This window comes from Micromonospora sp. DSM 45708, from assembly GCF_039566955.1.
Lineage (GTDB): Bacteria > Actinomycetota > Actinomycetes > Mycobacteriales > Micromonosporaceae > Micromonospora.
In genome coordinates this window covers 5323311-5345673 of record NZ_CP154796.1, presented here as the reverse complement: position 1 = coordinate 5345673, position 22363 = coordinate 5323311, and the positions used below count along the sequence as shown (strand labels likewise).

Genomic DNA, 22363 nt, shown 5'->3' with positions numbered 1-22363 from the left:
CGCCGGCCCCGTCCCCGGAGCGTCGTCAGCGCTGGGCGCCCACCGTCGCGGCGGCCGGCCAGCTACCGCTGAAGACCTGGGCGGGCGTGGCGCTGCGGGCGGCGAAGCCGAACAGCGAGTCGACCCGGGCGGCCTCGGCGGAGCTGGGGTACGGGTTGGTGCAGCTGGTGCCGGCGCTGCCGCCGGACATCAGGATGGCGCAGTTGCCGTTGTAGTTGTCCGGCAGGCCGAGGATGTGGCCGATCTCGTGCGTCATGATGCGCAGCGGCGAGTACTGCTGGGCCTGGTTGTAGTCGATGACCACGCGGCCGTTGCCGAGGCTGGTGCGCTGGGCGTACGACCCGCCGCCGTAGGTGTAGTAGATCATCAGGTTCGACCCGCACTGGGCCATGTTGATGTTGTTGGTGTAGTTGTTCCAGATCGACGCCGCCTGCACCGCGGTGCTGGCGAACGGGCCCGCCTGGCTGGTGTTGAAGCAGACGTTGCGGACCGCGGCGGAGGCCGGTGCCGGGTTGACGGCGACCGCGCCCAGCGCCGTGAGCGTCACGGCCGCGAGGGTGGCGAGGATCCGGGACAGCTTCGGCGTACGCATGGTTCACACTCCTGGGGGATGGGGGGTGTGCGGACGCCGACAGCCTATAGATATCAATCGATAGATATCAAGGTCTGGTGCGCAAGTCCCGGCGTCAGCTCAGGCGGCGGCGTGCGGGTCGGCCGCGTTCAACTCGGCGACCACCCGGTCGTACCCGCCGCGCGCCTGCGCGTGCCGGAGGAACCGCACGCGCTCGACCTGGATCTCCGTGGCGTCCGGCTGTGTTTCCAGCAGCGCCATGACCCCGGCCACGAACTCGTCCAGCGGCATGGCGAACTCACTGCTCTCCTGCCCGGGCAGCAGCCCGGTCCGCACCGCCGGCGGCACCAGCTCCACCCCCCGTACGCCGGCCGCCGACGATCACCGTGTTGCCCCGCTCCCGCAGGGCGAGCGCCAGCGCCAACCCGATCCCGCTGGTGACGCCCTGCTCGCCGTGCTCGGGCACGAGCGCTTCCCGGCCTGACCCGGGCGCGCGGCGGCACGTGCGGCGTGCGGGCGTGAACCCCGACGCCCATCCTCGGCGTGCCGGCGGCATGAATCCGGCACAGGAACGGTCATTCACGCCGCCGCTAATTCCCGGCCGCACTGTCGACCTCCCGTCACGCAGGCTGTTCTGCTGATCCCTTCCGGTCGATAGCGTTCGGGCCACTGGCCGCCGACGAAGGGCCGACAATGGACAACAACGGACATCCGCTCGACCGCAGGCGGCTGCTCGCCGGCGCGGCGGCGGCCTCGACGCTCACCCTGACCGGCCTGGCCGTCGCGCCCACCACCGGCGCCGCGGCGGCCCCGGCCGGTGCCGGAACGCCACTGGTGACCCGGGACCGGATCGCCACCGCCGCGTTGCGCGCGCCCGACGGCTCCGCGCCGGCGGTCCGGATCCGGGCCGACTTCCACGACCGGCTCGCCGCCTGGCTGGCGTTCTGGTCGGCGAACTCCCCCCGCGCCTGGAGCGCGCCGACGCAGGTGGTCGCCCGGGTCGCGCCGACCGGCGACGCGCTGGACCTGCACGCGATCCGCTACCGCCGCGACGACGAGCCGCGGGCCGGCTTCGCCGCCGCCCGGTGGGACGCCACGCACCTGGCCACGCTGGCCAGCCTGCACCACCACTTCCCGAACGTGCGGACCCGGCCGGACGGGACGATCCGGATCGGCGACGGGCCCGCCGGCTTCACCGGCGCGCCGGAACAGATCGCCTTCGCGGTCGCCGCCTGCCGCGAGCTGTGGGGCGACGCGACGGCCACCGCCGGCCGCTGGCCGGAGCACGTCGGCCGGGTCCTCGCCCGCGCCGGCCGGCCCGCCGACGCCGCCACGCACGCCGGCTGGGCGGCCTTCACCCGGACCAGCCTGCGTCGCGGGCTGGGCACCGAATCGTACGAGTGACCGGAGGAAACAGATGGCCCGCAACGAGTTCCGCTTCGTGGTCGACGGCGTCGACCTGACACCCGACCAGCAGACCCTGATCGCCGGTGAGATCCAGAAGGCCGGCCTGGCGGCGCTGCGTACCGCCAACGCCAAGCTCGTCAACCCGCTCACGCTCGGCCACGGCAACATCAAGCTGCGGCCCGAGTGGTACGGGCTCTGGGTGCTCGACGGCGTGTCCGCGCAGGACCTCGGCCAGAAGATCAACGACATCGGGTTCTGGATCCAGCGGTGACCGACGCCGCCCGATCGGCCGGCCCGCCGGAGCGGATGTGCCCGAGCACGCCGGCGTCCAACGCCACCGTGTTCCTTGGCATGATCACACCGGCGGGCCGGGTGGCCTACGTGACGCCGGCCGTACCGGCCGAGGTGGCGCTCGCCGGGGCCGACGACTCCGACGAGCCGATCGAGTCGCGGGTCCGCCTCGCCGGCCCCTGCGTCACCTCGTCCTGCGGCTTCTGGACCGGCTCGCACTGCGGGCTGGGCGCCCGGATGGCCGCCTCGTACGCCGACGCCGCCCCACCGGCCGAGGAGACGCTGCCGAGGTGCGCGATCCGGCGTACCTGCCGGTGGTTCGCCGAGCAGGGACCGGCGGCGTGCCCGGCCTGCTCGCACGTGGTCACCGACGCGCGTTGAGCGCGGGTGGCTGCTTGACCCGGCCACGCACAGCCGCTGATCCTCGCGGCCGTGTCGTTCGCCTCCGCTGCCGGAGCCGTCAGCCGGCGGACACCTGGTGTGACCCGTCGCGGACACGGCGGTAGCGCTCGTAGATCACGCGGGAGCTGAACGTCCTGGTCTCGACCAGGTTCAGCGGGATGTCGGCGGTGACCGGCGGCAGATACGGCGTGCCGCCACCCACCACGACCGGACACCGGTACATGCGCAGCTCGTCGACGAGGCCGAGCTCGATCGCGGCCCCGGCCAGCACAGTGCCGCCGATCGAGACGGGCTTGTCGGTCGCGTCCAGCGCCATGGCGATCTCCTCGGCCACCGACGCCTTGGCGAGCCGGGCGTTGCCCTGGACGTCATCGAGCGTACGGCTGAAGACGACCTTCGGCAGGTCGCGCCAGGTGTCGGCGAACGCGGCCCCGATCTCGGTCTCGCGCATCGCCGGATCCGTCTCCCACACCAGCATGGTCTCGTAGAGCCGGCGGCCCAGCAGGTAGCCGCCGAGCTGGCCCACCTCCGCGTGGTGGAACCGGATCAGCTCATCGTCGGGGGCCGTCCAGCCGAACGAGCCCGCGCGGTCGGCGACGAAGCCGTCCACCGAGACGCTCATCGAGTACATCAGCACAGATTCTCTCCTTCTCCGGTCGTATCTGGACCGCAGCCTGACACACCGGGACGACGTTCTGGCGCCTTGAGACCGCGGCGTCGCCGCCTGTCGGACCGGTCGACTAGCGTCGGGAGGTCATGGAGCCGCGGTTCGGCGAGGAGATCATCGGGCGGGATCACCCGGCCGGGTTGCTGCGCGCCGAGGTGGCGCGCGTGGTCGACAGCCACGGCGGTCTGGTCCTGGTCACCGGTGAGCCGGGCATCGGCAAGACCACCCTGGTCTCGGCCGCCGCCGACGAGGCCCGCCGGCGCGGGGCGCTGGTGCTCGGCGCCGCCTGTTGGGACTCCGACACCGCCCCCGACTACTGGCCCTGGGTGCAGGTGCTGCGCCGGCTGGCCCGGGCGACCGGCGACGCCGCGCCCGCCAGGGAGGCCGCCGACGCCGGGCTGGCGGCCCTGCTCGGCGAGCGCGCCGCCGACGACGACCCGGTCGAGCCGGGTGACGACGGCGGGCGGGACGAGTTCGCCCGGCACGACGCGGTGACCGGCGCGCTGGTCGCGGTCGCCCAGCACCGGCCGGTCGCGGTGGTCCTCGACGACCTGCACTGGGCCGACCCGGCATCGTTGCGGCTGCTCCGGTTCGTCACCCAGCACACCTGGTTCGAGCGGCTGCTGGTGATCGGCACCTACCGCGACGCCGAGGTGGAGGCTGACGACCACCGGTTGCGTCCGCTGCTGCTGCCGTTGGCCGCGAAGGCCACCACCGTCACGCTGACCGGCCTGGGTCGCGACGAGGTGGCCGCGCTGATCCGCCGCACCGCCGGCCGGGAACCGGGCGCGGACCTCGTCGACGAGGTGCACCGCCGCACCGGCGGCAACCCGTTCTTCGTCGAGCAGACGGCCCGGCTCTGGCACACCGACGGTCTGGCCGACACCATCGCCCCCGGCGTACGGGAGGCGGTGCGTCGCCGGCTCGACCAGTTGCCCGCCCCGGTGGTCGAGGCGTTGACAGTGGCCGCCGTGCTGGGCCGCGAGTTCCACCGGCAGACGCTGGCCGCCTGCGTACCCGCCCCGGCCGCGCAGGTCGACCGGCTGCTCGACCGGGCCGCCGCCGCCCGGTTGGTGCTGGCCCGCGGCGGCGGCCGGTTCGCGTTCGTGCACGACCTGGTCCGGGAGACGCTCTACGACGGGCTGCCCGAGCATGCGCGGCGTGCCCGGCACGCCGCCGTGGTCCGGGCCGTCGACCGCGCCGACGACGCGCTCGCCGACCGGCTCATCGCGGCCGACCTGGCCCGCCACGCGTGGCTCGCGGGTCCCGAGCTGGACCCGGTACGCGCCGGCGACCTGCTGCTGGCCGCCGCGCGGGACGCCAGCGGCCGGCTGGCCGTGGAGGAGTCGGTGCGGCACTTCCGGCGCGCGCTGAGCCTCGCCGACGAGCCGGTCCGGCGGGTCCGGGTGCTGCTGGAGCTGGCCGGGCTGCTGCACCACGCCGGCACGCCGGGCGAGGCCGAGCAACTGCTCGTCGACGCCGCCGCGCTGGCCCGGGGGCTGGACGAGCCGGCCGTGCTGGCCCGGGTGGCGCTCACCGCCCGCAGCCAGCACTCGGCCACCCGGCGTCGGCTCGACGCCGACGCGCTGGTCCGGGAGGCGTACCACCGGTTGATCGGCCCGCCCGACCCGGAGCGGTCGACACGCGCCCTGGTCACCGACCTCATCACCGCGACCGAGACGCTCGCCCGGCACGGCCGGGACGACGAGGCGCTCACGTTCAGCCTGTGGGCCCGCCACGACACCACCTGGGGGCTGGGCACGGCCGAGGAGCGGGCCGTGGTCACCGCGGAGATCCGCGAGGTGGCCCGCCGTGGCGGCGACCGGGACACCGAGCTGTGGGCCACGTCGCTGCGCTGGGTGGCGCTGCTGGAGCTGGGCGACCCGGCGTACCGGGACGAGCTGGCCGCGTTCGTCGCCGGCTGCCGGGCGGGCGACGTGGCCCGGCAACGGATGGCGGCGGCCGTGGACAGCGGCATCATCGCCGCCTTCCGGGGCGACTTCGCCGCCGCCGACGCCTGCTACGCCGAGATGGACGGCTACGGCGAGTGGGAGCACTCCGACCACGCCTTCATGGCACACCACCTGCGCTGGTCCCTGCTGGTGCTGCGTGGGCGGCTCGCCGAGGCCGAAGCCGTGCTCGACCGGCCGGGCGCGGCCAACCACCCGCAGATGGAGCTGCTCCGGGCGATCACCGCCGCCGAGCGCGGCGACGCGGGCGCGGTGCTGCGGCTCGTCGGCGGCATCGAGGCGGCCGGCACCGCGTACCCCCGGCCGGTGTCGGCGCTGTGGCTGCGGTCGCGGGCCCAGGCGGCGGCCGTGGACGGCGACCCCCGCCGCTGCGCCGAGGCGCGGGCGGCCCTGGCGCCGCACCGCGGGCGGTGGATGGTCGCGCTGTTCGGCTGCGACATCGGCGGCCCGGTCGACCTCTGGCTGGCCGCTGTGGACGCGGCAGAGCGGAGGTGGGACGACGCGGTCGCCGGCTACGCGGCGGCCCGGGCCGCCGCCGACCGCCTGGGTGCCCGTCCCTGGTCGGTGCTCGGTCGGGCCGGGCTGGTCACCGCGCTCGCCGGGCGCGGCGGGCCGGGCGACGCGGCCGAGGCGGCCCGGCTGCGGGCCGCGACGGTGGCCGAGGCGCGGGAGCTGGGCATGGTCCAGGTGGTCGAGCGGCTCACCGCGGCCGACCTATTGGCCGGCCGGCGGGCCGCTGACGTCGGCACGGCCGTGACGACGGCGCGGGCCGGCGAGGTCGCGCCGGTCGGGTCCACGACGGCGGCCACGTCAGGTGTGGCCGGTCGGGGCGGGCTGCGGGGTGGTCCCGGCGCGAGCGGTTGGGCCGGCATGACGGTCGGTGCGGGCACGCGCGCCCGACCCGGTTCCGTGGCCGGTGGCGGCCCCGACGCGGAGGCCCACGGTGCCGACGCGGGCCGGCCCGAGTTCCGCCTCGACGGTCCGGTGTGGCGGCTCGCCTACGCCGGCCTGGTGGTGCACCTGCCCGACGCCAAGGGCCTGCACGACCTGCGGCTGCTGCTGAGCCGGCCCGGCGTCGACGTGCCCGCGGTCGAGCTGCTCGACCCCGCCGCCGGCGCGGAGCTGGTCGCGGCCCGCCGCCTCGGCGCCGACCCGGTGCTCGACGACCAGGCGAAGGCCCGCTACCGGCAGCACCTGCGGCGGCTCGACGACGAGATCGACCGGGCCGCGCTGCGCGACGACGAGCGGCGGCTGGCGGCCCTGGACGCCGAACGCGCGGCCCTGCTCGACCAGTTGCGCGCCGCCGCCGGGCTGGCCGGGCGCAGCCGCCGCCTCGGCGACCAGGCCGAGCGGGCGCGCAAGGCGGTGACCGGCCGGATCCGGGACACGCTGCGCCGGATCGAGCAGCGGCACCCGACGCTCGCCGCGCACCTGCGCGAGTCGGTCACCACCGGCGGTGCCTGCCGGTACCTGCCGGCCGAGCCGGTGCGCTGGCGACTCTGAGCCCCGACCGATGTCGTCACCCCGCCGGGGTGGCGGGGGCCCGAAGCGTCCGGACCCCCGCCACCCCCGCGGCGTCAGCGCCGGTTGTAGCGGCGCATGGTCAGCGTGCCGAACACCACCACGAACCCGGCGCTCCACAGCAGCAGCCACATCGTGTTCGTGGCGTCCGTGGCGCCGGCCATCGCGGCCCGGACCGAGGCGACCAGGTGGGTCACCGGGTTGACCTTGACGAACGCCTGCAACCAGCCCGGCATGGTGGCCGGCTCGACGAACACGTTGCTCAGGAACGTCAGCGGGAACAACACCATCATGCTGACGCCCATCACCGACTTCTCGCTGCGCAGCACCAGGCCGAAGAACGTCCACACCCAGGAGAACGCGAACGAGAAGACCACCAGCAGGCCGATGCCGGCCAGCACCCCCGGCAGCCCGCCGTCGGGACGGAAGCCGAGCACCAGCCCCACGGCCAGGATGACCACCGCGGCCAGGATGTAGCGCAGCACGTCGCCGAAGATCATGCCGACCAGCGCCGCGGGCCGCCACACCGGCAGCGTCCGGATCCGGTCGAAGACGCCCTTCTCGATGTCGTTGTTCAGCCCGACCCCGGTGTACATGGTGATCATGACGACGCTGGTGACCATGATGCCGGGCAGGAAGAACTGGAGGTACGCGCGCGGGCTGTCGGCGAGCGCGCCGCCGAACAGGTACGTGAACATCAGCACCATGATGATCGGGAACGCGGTCACGTCGAACAACTGCTCCGGCACGTGCTTGATCTTCAGCACGGCCCGCCAGCCGAACGTCAGCGACGCCGACAGCGGCCCCGGCGGGGCCGGTCGCTCACCGGGGGCGAGCACGGTGGCCAGCGCCTCGGTGGAGGGCACGTAGACGGACGGGGCCCGCCCGGTGGTGGTCGCGGTGTCGCTCATCGGGCGGCCTCCAGTTCGTCGTCCCGGTCGTCCGCCGCGACGGCCGGGTGGTCGGTCAGGGCCAGGAACACCTCGTCGAGGCTGGGCTGGCCGAGGGAGAAGTCGTCCACCACCACGCCGGCCCGGGCCAGCTCACCGAGCGCGCGGGCGGCATGCTCGCCGGCCTCCAGGTCGGTGCCGTCCTCGCCGACCCGGGCGGTCAGCACCACCGGGTCGGCGGCGAGCTGCACCGGCACGTTCAACGTCGTGCGCAGCACCTGCTCGGCCCGGGGTCGCTGCCCGGCGTCGCGCAGTCGCACGTGCACGGTGCCCGACCCGACCGACGACTTCAGCTCGCCCGGGGTGCCCTCCGCGATCACCCGGCCGTGGTCGACCACCGCGATCCGGCCGGCGAGCTGGTCCGCCTCGTCCAGGTACTGCGTGGTCAGCAGCACAGTGGTGCCGTGCGCCACCACCGCCCGGACGATCTCCCACACCTGGTTGCGGCTGCGCGGGTCCAGCCCGGTGGTCGGCTCGTCCAGGAACAGCAGGTCCGGCGTGTTCAGGATGCTCGCCGCGATGTCGATGCGCCGCCGCATCCCGCCGGAGTACTTCTTCACCTGCCGGCCGGCGGCCTCGGTCAGCCCGAACGCGGCGAGCAACGCCTCGGCCCGATCCCGCGCCGCCGGGCGGCCCAGCCCGAGCAGCCGGCCCAGCAGGACCAGGTTCTCCGCGCCGGTGAGGTCCTCGTCCAGCGAGGCGTACTGACCGGTCAGGCTCATCCGGGCGCGGACCGCGTCGGCCTCGGCGACCACGTCGTGGCCGAAGACCCGGGCCGTGCCGCCGTCGGGACGCAGCAGCGTCGCCAGCACGCGTACGGCGGTGGTCTTGCCGGCGCCGTTGGGCCCGAGCATCCCGTAGACGGCGCCGGCGGGGACCCGCAGGTCCAGGCCGTCGAGCGCCCGGGTCGAGCCGAACGACCGGATCAGGCCGTCGGCCTCGACGGCCAGCCCGGTGTTCCGGTTACTCATGATCACTACCTTTCTCCATGGATGGTTCTCAGCAGGCGTACGGGCGGGCCGCGCGCCCCTCGCGCAACGCCAGGCCCCACCAGCACAGCTCGTCGAGGAGCAGCCGGACGTCCTGCCGGAGCCGTTCCTCGGTGTGCCCGTCGGGCTCGCCGTCGAGCAGGTCGACGCCGACGGTGTCCCGCACGGTGGTCGCGTGCAGCGCGGTGAAGACGGTCCGGAGCTGGTCGACCGCGTACCGGCCGACCGACCGGCAGCCGTACGAGACGAAGCCGACCGGCTTGGCCTGCCACTCGTCGTACGCGAAGTCGATCGCCTGTTTCAACGAGGCCGGGAAGCTGTGGTTGTACTCCGGGGTGACCACGACGAACGCCTCCGCGCGTGCCACCTGGGTGACGAACGCCCGCATCGCCGGCGTGGGCTCGGCGGGCAGGGCGGCCGGGAAGTCGTACCCGGCCAGGTCGATCTCCTGCACGACCAGCCCGGCGCGGCGACGGGCCTGGTCGGCGAACCAGCGACCGATCCGGTCACCGACCCGTCCCTCCCGGGTGCTGCCGATGAGCACGGCGAGCCGCAACGGTGTCATGCCGCCCCTCCCTCACTGCCGGCCTCGACCGTCAGGCGCCAGACGGCCCGCCAGATCGGATCTGGCGGGCCGTCTCGTCAGGGGGTTCTGGTCGAATCGGCGGATGACCGAGGTACGCATTCTCCGATGGAGCACCGACGACCTGGCGTTGCTGCGGGCGCTGAACAGTCCCGAGGTGCGGGCGCACACCGGCGGCCCGGAGACCGACGAGCAGGTGCGCGCCCGCCACGAGCGCTACCTGCGCGGGCCGGGCCCGCGCAGCGGGACCATGTTCGCGGTGGTCACGCCGGACGGGACGAAGGTGGGCAGCGTCGGCTTCTGGGCGCGTGACTGGCGCGACGAGCAGGTGTACGAGATGGGTTGGGCGGTGCTCCCGACCCACCAGGGCCGGGGGTTGGCGACGGCGGCGGTGCGTGCGGTGGTGGTGGCCGCCTCGGCGGTGGGCGACCGGCGCTTCGCGCACGCCTACCCGTCGGTGGACAACCCGGCGTCGAACGCGGTCTGCCGCAAGGCCGGGTTCACGTTGCTCGGCGCGACGGAGTTCGAATACCCGCCGGGGCACCTGATGCGCTCGAACGACTGGCGGATCGACCTGACGCGCTGACCGGGCCGACCGGTCAGTGCGCCGCGTCCAGTCGCTTGCGCTGCTCGGCGGTCAGCTCCAGGTCCACCGCGGCCAGGGCCTCGTCCAACTGCGCCACCGAGGAGAAGCCGACCAGCGGGATCGCCGGCACGTCGCCGCCCATCAGCCAGGCCAGCACCACCTGGTTGACCGTGGCGCCGCTCTCGGCGGCCACCGCGCGTAGCGCCTCCAGCCGGGCCGGGGCGCCGGGCAGGGCGTACGCCTCGCCGAGCCGCTCCGGCCGCGCGTACGCGCCCTTGAGCAGCGGCGAGTACGCGACCAGGGTGAGCTGCGGCTCGGCCCGCAGGTAGCTGACCAGGTCGGGGCCGGCCCAGCCGATGTCGCCGTCCGGGTCCAGGTCGCTCGGTCGGTCCACGCGGGGCGGCAGGTAGCTGCGGTGGTACTGGAGCACCTCGTACCCGGGCAGCCCGGCCGACGCCGCGATCCCCCGGGCCCGCTCGACCCGCCAGGCGCGGTGGTTGCTCGCGCCCAGCAGCCCGACCGTGCCCTCGGCGACCAGCTCCGCGAAGCCCTCCACCGTCTCGCGCAGCCGGACGGTCCGGTCCTCGATGTGGGCGTAGAGCAGGTCGATCCGGTCGACGCCGAGCCGCTCGCGGCTGCGCTCGGCGGACTCGCGGATCACCGTGGCCGACAATCCCTCCGGGTTGTCCACGTAGCTGGTGCCGGGCGCGAGCGGGCGGGCGCCGAGCTTGGTGGCGAACACGATCTCGGTGCCGATTCCACGGCTGCGCCGCCAGCGGCCGAGGAGCGTCTCGCTCTCCCCGCCCTGGCCGCCGTTCTGCCAGAAGGCGTAGTTGTCCGAGGTGTCCACGAACGTGCCGCCGGCCTCGACGTACCGGTCGAGGATGGCGTAGGCGGTGGTCTCGTCGGTGGCGGTGCCGAACAGCATCGCGCCGAGGCTGAGCACGCTGACCTCGCGGCGGGTGGCCGGGTCGGTGCCGATGGTGCGGTAACGCATGTCTGGGTCCTCCCCGTCGGAGCGTTTCCGCCACCCTGCCCCTTCGAGGGTGCTCGAAGTCAAACCCCGGCGTCCAGCGGATCGCCGGGGGCCGGTCGGCGTGGCGGCACCATTCGAGCACCGTCGAATCATTGGCGCGCGCCGGGCGCGGTGGGCTGCAATGGCAGGCAACGACGCCCGCTCCGGCGGGTGGTGCGGAACCAGGACGCGGCGGGCCGGTCAAACGGGGGTCGGCCCGCCGCGCGGCCGGAGGAGGGGCGGGTGATCGGGGGCAAGCGGTCAGCCCCAGATGGACCGCGCCCACTCGGGGTGGTCGACGAACGGATTGCGGTTGCCCTGCCAGCGCTCGTAGATGCGTTGGTTGCGGCGCTGCTCGAACGCGTCCGGCGGGTCCTGCTCGTTCCAGGCGAGCAGCTTCGACAGCCGGCCGAGCCGGGGCGCGCTCCCGTTGGCCACCGAGTCGTTCGGCTCCAGGTCCGGCCAGCCGTCGTCGCCCTCGTACCGGATCGCCATGTAGAGGATCATCCGGGCGACGTCGCCCTTCACCGCGTTGCGCGGCTCGAACGAGTCGGCGTCGGTGTAGCAGCCGGGCGCCTCGGCCACCGTGCTGCCGCCGGTGTCGAAGTCCTTGTTGCCGCGCAGCGAGTTGACCGACACGTCCTCCGGTCGCAGGTGGTGCACGTCGGTGCCGGGGCCGGTGGCGGTGCCGAAGTCGCCGTGCGACTTGGCCCAGACGTGCTCGCGGTTCCAGTCGTCGACGCCGCCGCCGTTGCTGGTCTTGCTCTGCGAGCGCCCGCTGTAGAGCAGGATGACGTTGGCCGGGTTCGCCGGGTCCTGGTCGGTGTCCTTGAGCGCGTCCCACACCTGGTCGTACGTCAACCGGGTCTGGGTCCTGATGATGGCGTGCAGCGCGGTGCGCAGCGCCGGCCCGGTCTTGCCGGTCGCGGCGGCGTAGTAGCCGGTGGGCGACGTGGTGCCGGTCGGGCTCGGGGTCGGGCTCGGGCTCGGGCTGGTCCCGCCGCCGAGGCTCATCGCGCTCGGGTCCTTCAGGCCGCCGTGGCTGAAGTACGCGGTCAGGGTGCCGGTCGCGGTCACCTGCCGGCCTCGCAGGGACGGGTTGGTGAGCAGCCCGAAGGTGCTCCGCCAGGCGGCGGTGACCTGCACGTACAGCATCCGGCCGGTGCTGGTCTCGGTGGCCTGGTCGGCGATCGCGATCGCGGTGTCCGCGGTGAAGCCGGACGTGATCACCGTGTTCGTCGCGGTGGGTTGGCCGATGACGTATCCGGTGACGGTGGCGGCGCGACCGTCCTGGGCGGCCAGCGCCTGCGCCACGGTCAGCGTGGTGGCCGCCGATGCCGCGCCGGTCACCGCCAGTGGGGTCGCGACGGTGACGGTCAGCACGACCGCCGCGATCAGCCGCCCGGGTCGCGAGCGGGTGACGCTCTTGATATTCATGATCAGCGATGTTAGTCGGTGCCTGGTGAACTCCGGGAGATCAGAGCGACAACTTTCCGTCCCGCCCGGCCTCGAAGAGCACCGGCCACGGCCGGGCCGCGGGGGCGACCAGCGCCGGGCCGACCGGCGTCTCCGGCGCCGCCAGCACCTCCGTGGCGAGCTGCCCGAACATCGGCGCCGCCGGGTGCGCCGCCCGGCTCGGCCAGGCCGCGGAGATCCGCCGTACCAGCGGTGCGCCGGCGAGCGACCGCCAGGCGATGCGAGGTTCCCGTCGCGCCAGCGCCGCCGGCTCGACGGCCACCGCCCCGCCGGCCAGGAGCAATCCGAACAGGAACTCCGGGTTGCGCGCCGGTCGGACCCGGGACGGGACGAAACCGTGCTGCCGGCACACCGTCAGCAGGTGCTCGTGCCACCCGGGGGCGGTGGCCGGCGGCGCGGTGACCAGGTCCAGACCGGCCAGGTCGGCCAGCGCGACCTCACGGGCCCGGGCCAGCGGCGAGGTCCGGGGCAGCAACGCCCCGACCGGCACGTCCACCGGCTCCCCGAACCGCAGCCCGGCCTCCTCCGCCGGATGGTGCAGCAGGCCGACGTCCAGCCGGCCCTCCGCCAGCATCCGCCGCTGCTCGGCGCTGGTCAGCTCGTGCAGATCGAGGTCGAGCCCGGGTGCGCGGGCGGCCAGCCCGTCGAGCAACGCGCGCAACGTCACCGCCGGGGTCTCCGGGGGTACGCCGGCGCGCAGCACACCCAGCGTGCCCCGGCGTACCTGGTCGGCGAGGTGGCGCAGTCGGCGTTCGCCGGCGAGCAGGTCGTCCGCCTCGCCGAGCAGCAACTGGCCGGCGATGGTGAGACGGACCTGCCGTTGCGACCGGTCGAAGAGCGTCGCGCCCAACTCCCGCTCCAGCCGCCGGATCGACTGGCTCAGCGGCGGCTGCGCCATGCCCAGCGTCTCGGCGGCCCGGCCGAAGTGCAGCTCCCGGGCGACCACCACGAAGTGCCGCAGATGTCGCAGCAGGTCCACCCGCGCACCCTAGCCCCCATGCTGGTTACCGTGACGGGGTGGATGCGGCGCAACGGGTCGGGGAGATCTTCGGACGGGCCGGGCTGAGCGGGTGCCTGCACGTCGCCGACGTGGACGACCCGTCGCGCGAGGTGGCGCTGCGCGCCGACGAGCAGATCGTCATCGCGTCCGTCTTCAAGATCCTGCTGGTGCTGGAGTTCGCCCGGCAGGTCACCGCCGGCCAGCTCGACCCCGGCGAGCGGGTGCTGGTCGGCGCCGCCGACCGGCTGGGCGGCTGGGGGGTGGCCGGCTGCGCCGACGACGTCGAGGTCTCCCTGCGCGACCTCGCGTACTTCGCCATGTCGGTGAGCGACAACACGGCCGCCGACCTGCTGCTGCGCCGGGTCGGCCCGGACGTGCTGCCGATGCTGGCCGCGGAGCTGGACCTGCCGCGTACCCGGATCGTGGGCGGACCCCGGCAACTGGTCGAGACGATGCTCGCCGACGTGGGCGCGCGCACCGAGGCGGACTTCGCGCGGATCTTCCCCACGCTGCCGCCGGAGCGGGTCCGGGCCATGCGGGTCTTCGACCCGGCCCACACCACCTCCAGCACCGCCCGCGAGCTGACCCGGCTGCTCGGCCTGGTGTGGCGGGACGAGGCCGGCCCGGCGGAAGCCTGCGCGACGGTCCGGGAGCTGATGGCCCGGCAACTCTTCTGGACCCGGCTCGCCGCCGGCTTCCCGCCCGCGGTCCGGGTCGCCGGAAAGACCGGCACGCTGCCCGGCCTGCACCTGGAGGCCGGCGTCGCGGAGTATCCCGACGGCGGCCGGTACGCCGTCGCGGTCCTGGCACGCACCGAGCGGCTCAGCACCCGCCGGATCGACGCGGACCTGGCCATGGGGGAGGCCGCCCGGGCGGCGGTCGAGTCGTTGCGCTGATCTCCGGACCGGTAACCCCGGCGTGCACCGGCTCCGGCCTGCGGTGATATCGGAACGGATATCGATCCTTCCGTCGCTCGATCTTGGACGCCGCCGCCGGTGCGGTGGTGGAGTGGGCCTACCGATCCACCGATCCCTGAACGGGGAGGACGACCTGTGCCCGAGAACCGACCGTCCCACTACGCCCGCCGCCGCTTCCTGCGTGACACCGCCGTCGGCGCCGCCGCCGTCTCCACCGCCGGGCTCGTCGCCGGCACCCCGGCCCAGGCCGCTCCGAGCGCCCCGGCGGGCCGGACCGCCGGCCGCGCCGGCGCGGTGAGCTTCCGCTGGTGGGGCACGGCCGGATGGCGGATCGACATCGGCGACCGGACGGTGCTGGTCGACCCGTACCTCAGCCGTTTCGACACCGGCCTCTTCCGGGGCGCGTTCCACCCGGACACCGCGCTGAGCGTGGCCACCGACGTGGTCGACCGGCTCGCCGACCGCGCCGAGAACATCCTGGTCACCCACACCCACTGGGACCACTTCAACGACGTGCCGCACATCGCCGCCCGGACCGGCGCCCGGGTCCTGGGCACGCTCACCGCCTACCACCTGGGGTTGGCGTACGGGCTGCCGGCCGGGCAACTCGCCCCGGTCAAGGGCGGCGAGGTGCTCGACTTCGACGGGTACACGGTCGAGGTGGTCGGCTCGCTGCACAGCCGCAACGCGGCCTGGTCGATGGCCTTCCCCGGGGTCCGGTTCAGCCCGCCGCCGCGGCCGACGAAGATCTCCGACCTGCCCGAGGGGGACACGCTGGCCTACCAGATCCGGGTCGACGGCGGGCCGTCGGTGTTCTTCATGGGCGCCAGCGACCTCGACGAGCGCAACCTGGCCGGCCTGGCGCCGGACGTGGCGATGATCGCCTCCGCCGCCACCACGTCCGTCGCCGACTACGTGCCCCGGCTGATGGCCGCGCTGGACCACCCGAGGATCGTGGTGCCGGTGCACTGGGACAACTTCGAGACCCCGCTGACCAACCCGCCGACGGTCGCCGCCACCGACCGGGCACGCCTCGACGCCCTGATCGCCGACGTGCGGCGGGTCTCGCCGCGCAGCCGCGTGGTGGTGCCCGAGTACCACACCGCGTACCGGTTCTGACCGGTCGCGCTCAGTCGGCGGTCAGGTCGCGCAACGCCAGCACCGACTTCCAGTTGCGCGCCGTCGCCACCACGCCCAACTTCTTTTCCAGGTACGCGGTGGTGAACTTCGTCCGCCCGTAGTTGCCGGCCGGGTAGTGCAGGTGCAGCTCCCGGCCGGCCACCGCGTACTCCATCTCCTCGCCGGCCGGCACGGCCAGCTCACGGACCCGCGCCGGGTCCGGCGCGGCGGACAGGAACACCACCAGCACCCGGGTCGGGTCCTCCTGCCGCCCGGCGTACGGGCTCGCGCCGACCAGCGCGGCCAACTCGCCGCCGTCGCGGACCAGCACCGGCACCCGCAGGCCCAGGTCGTCGGCGAGCCGCGTCGCGATGCCCTCGGCGAGCACCTCGTCGCGGGTCGGCGGGGCGGTGAACACCACGTTGCCGCTCTGGAGGTACGTCGCGACGTCGGTGTGGCCGAGGTCGGTGACGACGCGACGCAGGTCCGCCATCGCGAGCCGGGTGCTGCCGACGTTGACACCCCGCAGCAGGGCGGCGTAGCGGGTCATGGCGCCAGCCTAGTCAGGAACGCGCCAGCCGGGCGTAGACGTCGCCGGAGCGACCCGCCGGCCGGTACGTCTCCAGCAGCCGCACCAGGCCGGCCGCGTCGAGCCACTCGTCGGCGGCGAAGCGCATCGTCTCCACCGGGGAGTAGTTGTAGCGGTAACCGCCCGCGCCCAGCCGCTCCACCTGGTCGAGCACCGCGAGCGCGGCATCGTGCGCCGGTGGGAGGTACTCGAAGGAGAGCGCGCGCACCGGCCGGCTCAGCCCGGCCAGCACGTCACCCTCGAAACCCTCCACGTCGACCTTGCAGAACGCCGGTACGCCGTGCCGGGCGACCAGGTCGTCGAGCGTCACCACCGGCACCTCGACCGAGCGGTCCCACCGCACCCCGGCGAAGCTCGGGTCCGCGGTCACCGAGTCGATCCAGGCCGACGACATGGTGGACACCGTCGGCGTCGCCGACGACAGCTCCAGCCGCGCCCGCCCGGGTCGGGCGCCCACCGCGACGGGCTCGACGACCACGTCGTCGTCCCGCCCGAACGCCAGGCGCAGCACCCGCAGGCAGTCCGGCTGCGGCTCGACCGCGACCACCCGCGCGCCCAGCCGACGCCAGGTGCGTACCCGGCCACCGACGTGGGCGCCGATGTCGAAGCCGAGGTCGCCGGGGCCGAGGAACCGGCCGTAGAGCTGGCGGGCCCGGCGGTGCTTGGCCGGCTGGCCGTGGTAGATGGCCAGGGACCGGGTGATCCCCCAGGCCCGTGCGAGCATCGTCACGCCGTTCCTAACTGTGAGTCCTGGACTGCGGGCCGAACGCCCGCAGGAACCGGTCGCGGAACGCCTCCATCGGCCAGACGGGAGCGTCCGGGGCCGGGTTGAGGCCGGCCTGCCAGCCCCAGCCGGTGACCCGGTCGAGCACGGCCGGGTCCCTGGCCACGACGGTGATCGGCACGTCCCTGCCGGCCCCCTCGCCGGTGATCGCCCGGGCCGGCTGGTGGTCGCCGAGGAAGACCAGCACGAGGTTCTCGTCGCCGTACCTCTGGACGTAGGAGATCAGCGTACGCAGCGAGTAGACGATCGACTTCCGGTAGGCCTTCCGGGTGCCCTCGTCCGCGCGGTCCGCGCGATTGGTGCCGGTGAAGACCGATCCGTCGCCGAGGTCGTCCCAGTCGACCAGGTTCGGCACCGGCGTCCACGGGATGTGGCTGGAGAGCAGCGGGATCTCGGCCATCACCGGGGCGTGCCCGGGTGCCCGCTCCGCGCGCTGGAAGGCCTCCAACGTGAACTGGTCCGGCGGCGAGGAGAAGCTGAACGTCGGCCCCCGGTAGCCGAGGTCACCGGCGCCGTAGACGCGGTCCGGGGCGAAGAAGTCGGCCTCCGGCCAGGCCCGGGTGAGGGCCGGCATGACCAGCGACGTCCGCCACCCGGCGCGCTTGAACGCGCCGTTGAGCGTCAACCGGTCGCTGTGCACCAGGTTCGTGTAGCGCAACTGGTTGTCGGTGCGGATACCGGTCATCAGCGTGGCGTGCGCCAGCCAACTGCCCCCGCCGGTGGTGGACGAGGTGAGGAACGCGCTGCGGCTGCCGTAGCCGGCGGCGGTCAACTGCCGCGTCCCCTCGTCCAGCGCGGCGTCCACCTCCGGGGCCAGCTCCGGATCCTCCACCGCCACCCGGCCGTAGCTCTCCACGAACGTGACCAGGACGTCCTTGCCGCGCAACCCGGTCAGCAACTGGTCGCCGGGGGTGTCGCGGAACGGGTCACCGGCGAGCTGGTCGTTGAGCCGTTCCTGGTCGTGCAGGCCCGCGTTCACCTGCCGGGTACGGTCCCAGACGCCGGCCGCGACGGTGTCGGCGGCGACCGGCAGGCCGGGCACGATCTGCGCGCCGAGCACGGCGCAGACGACCCAGGCGGCGGCGAACGCGGCGGCGGTGCGCGCGCTGACCGGCCGGTGGTCGCCCAGCAGCCGGGCCAGCCGTCGCACCGCCAACGTCACCAGCACCGGTACGGCGACGACCGCGGCCACGGCCACCGCCACGGCGCCCACCTGCGCGGCCCGCCCGTACGACTCGGCCAGGAACTCCGCGCCGGCGGCGAGGAACGCCCAGTCGGCGATGAGGTCGAAGCGACGGTCCAGGACGGTCGAGAAACCGAGGTCGGTGAGCGTGAGGACGAGGACCAGGCCGAGCAGCGCGCCGAGCACCGTGGCGACGATCCGGCGCGGCCCCGGCGGCAGCACCAGGAGCAGCGCGACCGCGATCAGCCCCTCCACCGGAATGCGGAGGAACGCGGCCGGGGTGAGGTCGTCGACGTCGGTCGGCAGCATCAGGGCGGCCAGCACCAGCGCGGCGGCCAGCCCGGTGGCCGTCCCGGACCGGATGCGCCGCCGTCGTCCGGCCCGCTCCGGGCCCGGGTCACCGGTCGTGGCGGTCCCGGTCCGGGCGTCGTCGTCGGCGACCTCCCGCCGGACACCGTCGCTCGCGGTCGGGTCGTTCCCGGCGGCCGGGGTCAGGTCGTCGCCGGTCACGAGCGTCGACCGCCGACCTCGGCGCGTCCGACCAGCACCGGGGCGGCGGGCTCCCAGCCGGCCCGGCGAGCCGCCGGCACGGGGGAACGCACCACCGCCGGGCGGGCCGGCTCGGTACGGACCACCGGGGTGCGGTGCCGCCACCGCCAGCGCACGTCCCGGCCGAACGACTCGACGAGCAGCGCCAGCGCGCCGACGAGCACCGCGACGGCCGACGCCACCGGCAGCGTGTCCGCCGCCACCACGGCCAGCGCGATGCCCTGGACCGCGGCGACCGTCTTGCGCCAGTAGCGCGGCGGCAACGGGCCGTTCAGCCAGGGCAGCACCCAACCGGCCGCGACGAAGGCGTACCGCATCGCGCCGATCGCCAGCACCCACGGGCCCACCTGGTCGGCGACGTGGACGCAGAGCACCAGGACCAGGAAGGAGTCGACCTCCATGTCGAACCGGGCCCCGAGCGCGCTCACCGTGCCGGTGCGCCGGGCCACCTGCCCGTCCACCCAGTCGAGCGCGAGCGCGACCGCGGTGAGCCCGACCAGCACCGCGACCGGGGTCGGCCGGCTGAACGAGTCCACCACCAGCGCGGTCACGCCGCCGGCCAGCGTCGCCCGGGTCAGCGTCACCCAGTCGGCCGGCCCGAGCCGGCGCGCGCCCGTGCGGCGCAGCCCGTGCCCGAGCGCGGCGAGCAGCACCACCCCGTAGACGAGGCCCGCCAGCCAGCCGGCCCGGCCCAGGCCGACGGTGCCGGCGAGGCCCGCCAGCACACCGAGCTGGAGGATCGTCCCCGCGAATGGATCAGTCCGAACCACTGACACTGTGCCTCCGAGTTGCGCGCGTACGACCCACCGGTCTGTACGCAGAACATGCCCGGACGGTTCGCTCTGATACCGAAAACGCACGGTCATGAGTGGACGTCACACCTGGGACACCCGCCCGGGCCGGGCGGGCCGAGGGCCATCCGTGCCGGCCCTGGACGCCGTGCGGGGCGGGTCAGCGGGGCGGCGCGTCGGCCGGGTCGTCGTCGTGGCCGGCCAGCGCCGAGCGGCGGTAGCCGTACAGCGCGTAAATGACCGCGCCGAGCAGGAACCAGACGCCGAAGCGCAGCCAGGTCACCGGGTCGAGGAACGTGATCAGCCAGATCGAGAACACCGCGCCGAGCGCCGGCACGACCGGCATGCCGGGCAGCCGGAACGTCCGGGGCGCGTCCGGGCGGCGGTAGCGGAGCACGATCACCGCCACGCAGACCACCACGAACGCCAGCAGGATGCCGATGTTGGTCAGCTCGGCGGCCTGCCGGATCGGCAGGAAGCCGGCGATCAGCGCCGAGGCGACGCCGACGATCCAGGTGACCCGGCTGGGCACCCGGCGCACCGGGTGCACCTTGGCGAACCAGGCCGGCAGCAGCCCGTCCCGGCTCATCGAGAACCACACCCGGGTCACGCCGAGCATGAACGTGAACATCACCGTGAGGATGCCGATGATCGCCCCGACCGCGATCACGCTGGCCAGACCGGAGAGCCCGACCGAGGCGAACGCGGAGGAGAACCCGCTCTCCGGGTCGATGTCGCGGTAGTTCTGCATGCCGGTGAGCACCAGCGTGGCCAACACGTAGAGCACCATGGAGATGACGAGCGACCAGATGATCGCCTTCGGCATGTGCCGGCGGGCGTCCCGCGACTCCTCGGCGGCGGTGCTCATCGCGTCGTAGCCGAAGACCGCGAAGAACACGGTGGCCGCCCCGGTGATCGCGCCCCCGACCCCGAACGGGAAGAACGGCGAGTAGTTGCCGCTCTTCACGTGGAAGAAGCCGACCACGATCACCAGCAGCACGACGGCGACCTTCAACCCGACCACGAACGTCTCGAACCGCGCCGCGGCCTTGATGCCCCGGTTGAGCAGGTACGCGATGAGCAGGCAGAGCACCGCCGCGAACAGGTCCATCCGGTGCCCGTCGCCGGTGCCCGGCGCGCCCAGCATCCAGGCCGGCAGGTCGGCGCCCAACTGGTTGACCAGGAACCCGAAGTAGCCGGAGATGCCGATCGCCACCACCGCCACGATGGCGGTGTACTCCAGCAGCAGGTCCCAGCCGATGAACCAGCCGACCGCCTCGCCCAGCACCGCGTAGCCGTAGGTGTAGGCCGAGCCGGCCTTCGGGATCATGCCGGCGAACTCCGCGTACGACAGCGCGGCGGCGGCGCTGGCCAGGCCCGCGATCAGGAACGACACCAGCACGGCCGGGCCGGCGGTCTCGTTGGCCACCGCGCCCGCGAGCGCGAAGATGCCGGCGCCGATGATGCCGCCGACCCCGATCGCGGTGAGCTGCCACAGCCCCAGCTCGCGGGAGAGCCCCTCCTCGGTCTCGTCGGCGATCTGCTCGACCGGCTTACGCCGGAAGATGCCCTGCCCAACGGTCATGGTGACCCCTCCCGCCGCACCGACGCGCTCCCCGGTCGTGGTCACGCCGCGACACGTCGCGGTCACGCCACGGCACGACGGTAAGTCCTCGCACCGAAGATCGCAGCCCGTGGCGGTCAGGTGGCGCGCAGTGGTGGTAGACCCAGCGCGGTGCGTACCCTGGTCGCCTGCCGCACGCCGTCGTGCGCGCCGGCGGCCCGGATCTCCCGGCGCAGCTCGGCGGCGCTGCCGGCCCCGGCCGCGAGCCGCCAGTGCCGCAGCGCCACCTCGTGTTCGGCGAGCAGCGCCGCCATCGGCGGCTGCGCGGCGGCCGGCCAGCGGATGCCGCGCAGCTCACCGGCGCAGGCGACGTTGGCGTCCACGACCGCCCCGGCCCGCTCCCGCACCGTCCGCCACGGCCGGCCCGCCTTCTCGGCCTCGGCCAGCGCGTCCCGGGCGATGTCGTACGCCGCCACCACGGCCAGGTAGCGCCCCTTCGCCTCCTTGACGGTCAGCGGCGCCACAGTGCTCGGCGTGGGACTTGCCGGCGGTGGGAGGGCGACCTGTTCGGTCTCGCCGCCGCAACCGGCCAACAGCAGGACCACCACCAGAACCGACGCGAGCCGCCAACGCGCAGAACCTCCCATCGCCCGAGTGTAGAGCCCTCCTCCCGCCCCCTGTTTCACGGAAAGAGTGGCTATTCCGCGTCCGATAGCCACTCTTTCCGTGAATCAGCGCGGGGGTGGGGTGGGGGGAGGGACGAGCCGCCAGTACTGCCGCTTCCCCTCGTCCCGCACCACGACGCCGAGCCGGGCCAGCTCCCCGTGCAGCTCCCGGACCTCGGCGCCGCGGCTGTCCTTCAGCGCCCGCTCCCGGGCCCGCAGCAGCGCGTCCGCGCCGGCCGGCAGCCCGGGCAGCCCGGGCACCCAGCGCCGGTACGCGTCCCGGTGCGGGTCCTGGTCGACCCAGGGCCAGCCCTGCCCGGTGAACGCCGCCCGCAGCCGGCCGGCGCTCAGGTCGGACCGCTCCCGGGCCAGCTCGCCGCCGGCCCGGTCCAGCAGCACCAGCGACCTGTCGTCGACGAAGACGCCGGCCACCTCGACCCGGGCGACGTCCCGGCCGTGCCCGTCCCGGTGCAGTCGCACCGACCGGTGCCCGACCGTGACCCGCAGCCGCTCCCGTACGCCCACCACGGCCAGGGCCAGGCCCGCCACCGCGGCCACCCCCGCGCCGAGCGGATACGACCGCTGGTCCGGCCACTTGTCGAGCAGCGCGAACGCGTCCTGGAAGGGGAACCAGGCCAATCCGGCGATCCACCCGGACAGGGCGGTCAGCCCGGCCCCCAGGCCCGCCCCGAGCAGCGGGAACCCGGCCCACATCACGACCAGCTCGCCGACCCCGCCGTCGACCACGACGGCCCCGGGTTCCCGGTCGGCCAC

The 22363-nt window shown here is 74.4% G+C and carries 24 protein-coding genes; 7 read left to right on the top strand and 17 right to left on the bottom strand.

Annotation, left to right across the window (positions count from 1 at the left end):
• Window positions 1-25: 25 nt before the first annotated feature.
• The 3 genes from VKK44_RS22900 to VKK44_RS22890 form a co-directional block, all read right to left on the bottom strand.
• Window positions 26-592, bottom strand: a complete 567-nt coding sequence (locus tag VKK44_RS22900) for a snapalysin family zinc-dependent metalloprotease (RefSeq protein ID WP_343443274.1) — start codon at window positions 590-592, stop codon at window positions 26-28.
• Between the two features lie 99 nt (window positions 593-691).
• The gene (locus VKK44_RS22895; RefSeq protein WP_343443273.1) at window positions 692-919 is read right to left on the bottom strand and encodes a hypothetical protein; all 228 of its coding nucleotides are present in this window, start codon (window positions 917-919) and stop codon (window positions 692-694) included.
• Window positions 870-1037, bottom strand: a complete 168-nt coding sequence (locus VKK44_RS22890; RefSeq protein WP_343443272.1) for a hypothetical protein — start codon at window positions 1035-1037, stop codon at window positions 870-872. Before VKK44_RS22890 ends, VKK44_RS22895 begins: the two co-directional genes overlap by 50 nt.
• A gap of 227 nt (window positions 1038-1264) precedes the next feature.
• On the opposite strand from VKK44_RS22890, the gene VKK44_RS22885 reads away from it, so the two are divergent.
• From VKK44_RS22885 to VKK44_RS22875, 3 genes are read left to right on the top strand one after another with little or no spacing between them, the layout of a single operon-like run.
• A complete protein-coding gene (locus tag VKK44_RS22885) occupies window positions 1265-1975 on the top strand; it encodes a hypothetical protein (protein WP_343443271.1) in 711 nt (236 codons plus the stop codon).
• Between the two features lie 13 nt (window positions 1976-1988).
• Complete coding sequence (locus tag VKK44_RS22880) at window positions 1989-2249, top strand: hypothetical protein (RefSeq protein WP_281936205.1); 261 nt, start codon at window positions 1989-1991, stop codon at window positions 2247-2249.
• Window positions 2246-2650, top strand: a complete 405-nt coding sequence (locus VKK44_RS22875; protein ID WP_343443270.1) for a hypothetical protein — start codon at window positions 2246-2248, stop codon at window positions 2648-2650. Before VKK44_RS22880 ends, VKK44_RS22875 begins: the two co-directional genes overlap by 4 nt.
• Window positions 2651-2729: 79 nt before the next feature.
• Here VKK44_RS22875 and VKK44_RS22870 read toward each other — a convergent pair whose 3' ends face one another.
• A complete protein-coding gene (locus tag VKK44_RS22870) occupies window positions 2730-3302 on the bottom strand; it encodes a dihydrofolate reductase family protein (protein WP_343447865.1) in 573 nt (190 codons plus the stop codon).
• A gap of 125 nt (window positions 3303-3427) precedes the next feature.
• On the opposite strand from VKK44_RS22870, the gene VKK44_RS22865 reads away from it, so the two are divergent.
• Window positions 3428-6811, top strand: a complete 3384-nt coding sequence (locus tag VKK44_RS22865; protein WP_343443269.1) for an ATP-binding protein — start codon at window positions 3428-3430, stop codon at window positions 6809-6811.
• A 74-nt stretch (window positions 6812-6885) separates the two neighbouring features.
• Here the strand turns inward: VKK44_RS22865 and VKK44_RS22860 are convergent, their stop codons facing one another.
• From VKK44_RS22860 to VKK44_RS22850, 3 genes are read right to left on the bottom strand one after another with little or no spacing between them, the layout of a single operon-like run.
• Window positions 6886-7740 (bottom strand): ABC transporter permease, encoded by an 855-nt coding sequence (locus VKK44_RS22860; protein WP_281936200.1) that lies wholly within the window; start codon window positions 7738-7740, stop codon window positions 6886-6888.
• Entirely contained in the window at window positions 7737-8750 is a 1014-nt protein-coding gene (locus VKK44_RS22855; RefSeq protein WP_343443268.1) for an ATP-binding cassette domain-containing protein, read from the bottom strand. Before VKK44_RS22855 ends, VKK44_RS22860 begins: the two co-directional genes overlap by 4 nt.
• Window positions 8751-8778: 28 nt before the next feature.
• A complete protein-coding gene (locus tag VKK44_RS22850; protein WP_343443267.1) occupies window positions 8779-9333 on the bottom strand; it encodes an NADPH-dependent FMN reductase in 555 nt (184 codons plus the stop codon).
• 103 nt (window positions 9334-9436) lie between these two features.
• Here VKK44_RS22850 and VKK44_RS22845 point away from each other — a divergent pair, with 103 nt between their 5' ends.
• A complete protein-coding gene (locus VKK44_RS22845) occupies window positions 9437-9937 on the top strand; it encodes a GNAT family N-acetyltransferase (protein ID WP_343443266.1) in 501 nt (166 codons plus the stop codon).
• Between the two features lie 13 nt (window positions 9938-9950).
• On the opposite strand, the gene VKK44_RS22840 is transcribed toward VKK44_RS22845, so the two are convergent.
• From VKK44_RS22840 to VKK44_RS22830, 3 genes are all read right to left on the bottom strand, one after another.
• Entirely contained in the window at window positions 9951-10934 is a 984-nt protein-coding gene (locus tag VKK44_RS22840; protein WP_343443265.1) for an aldo/keto reductase, read from the bottom strand.
• 279 nt (window positions 10935-11213) lie between these two features.
• Complete coding sequence (locus VKK44_RS22835) at window positions 11214-12389, bottom strand: endonuclease (RefSeq protein WP_343443264.1); 1176 nt, start codon at window positions 12387-12389, stop codon at window positions 11214-11216.
• Window positions 12390-12429: 40 nt separating this feature from the next.
• Window positions 12430-13407, bottom strand: coding sequence for a LysR family transcriptional regulator (locus VKK44_RS22830; protein ID WP_343443263.1), 978 nt, complete (start codon window positions 13405-13407; stop codon window positions 12430-12432).
• 38 nt (window positions 13408-13445) lie between these two features.
• Here VKK44_RS22830 and VKK44_RS22825 point away from each other — a divergent pair, with 38 nt between their 5' ends.
• Both VKK44_RS22825 and VKK44_RS22820 read left to right on the top strand, forming a co-directional pair.
• Entirely contained in the window at window positions 13446-14324 is an 879-nt protein-coding gene (locus VKK44_RS22825; protein ID WP_343443262.1) for a serine hydrolase, read from the top strand.
• 156 nt (window positions 14325-14480) lie between these two features.
• Window positions 14481-15464 (top strand): MBL fold metallo-hydrolase, encoded by a 984-nt coding sequence (locus VKK44_RS22820; RefSeq protein ID WP_343443261.1) that lies wholly within the window; start codon window positions 14481-14483, stop codon window positions 15462-15464.
• 10 nt (window positions 15465-15474) lie between these two features.
• Here VKK44_RS22820 and VKK44_RS22815 read toward each other — a convergent pair whose 3' ends face one another.
• From VKK44_RS22815 to VKK44_RS22785, 7 genes are all read right to left on the bottom strand, one after another.
• The gene (locus VKK44_RS22815; RefSeq protein ID WP_343443260.1) at window positions 15475-16014 is read right to left on the bottom strand and encodes a DUF1697 domain-containing protein; all 540 of its coding nucleotides are present in this window, start codon (window positions 16012-16014) and stop codon (window positions 15475-15477) included.
• A gap of 13 nt (window positions 16015-16027) precedes the next feature.
• Window positions 16028-16777 (bottom strand): FkbM family methyltransferase, encoded by a 750-nt coding sequence (locus VKK44_RS22810; RefSeq protein ID WP_343447864.1) that lies wholly within the window; start codon window positions 16775-16777, stop codon window positions 16028-16030.
• A 13-nt stretch (window positions 16778-16790) separates the two neighbouring features.
• The gene (locus tag VKK44_RS22805) at window positions 16791-18530 is read right to left on the bottom strand and encodes an alkaline phosphatase family protein (protein WP_343443259.1); all 1740 of its coding nucleotides are present in this window, start codon (window positions 18528-18530) and stop codon (window positions 16791-16793) included.
• Window positions 18527-19345, bottom strand: a complete 819-nt coding sequence (locus tag VKK44_RS22800; RefSeq protein ID WP_458351556.1) for a CDP-alcohol phosphatidyltransferase family protein — start codon at window positions 19343-19345, stop codon at window positions 18527-18529. The genes VKK44_RS22805 and VKK44_RS22800 overlap by 4 nt, the downstream gene beginning before the upstream one ends.
• A 175-nt stretch (window positions 19346-19520) precedes the next feature.
• Window positions 19521-20945 (bottom strand): amino acid permease, encoded by a 1425-nt coding sequence (locus VKK44_RS22795; protein ID WP_343443258.1) that lies wholly within the window; start codon window positions 20943-20945, stop codon window positions 19521-19523.
• A 116-nt stretch (window positions 20946-21061) separates the two neighbouring features.
• A complete protein-coding gene (locus VKK44_RS22790) occupies window positions 21062-21571 on the bottom strand; it encodes a hypothetical protein (RefSeq protein WP_343443257.1) in 510 nt (169 codons plus the stop codon).
• 84 nt (window positions 21572-21655) lie between these two features.
• Window positions 21656-22363 carry a YqeB family protein gene (locus VKK44_RS22785; protein WP_343443256.1) on the bottom strand — a complete coding sequence of 236 codons (708 nt, stop codon included), beginning with the start codon at window positions 22361-22363 and terminating at the stop codon, window positions 21656-21658.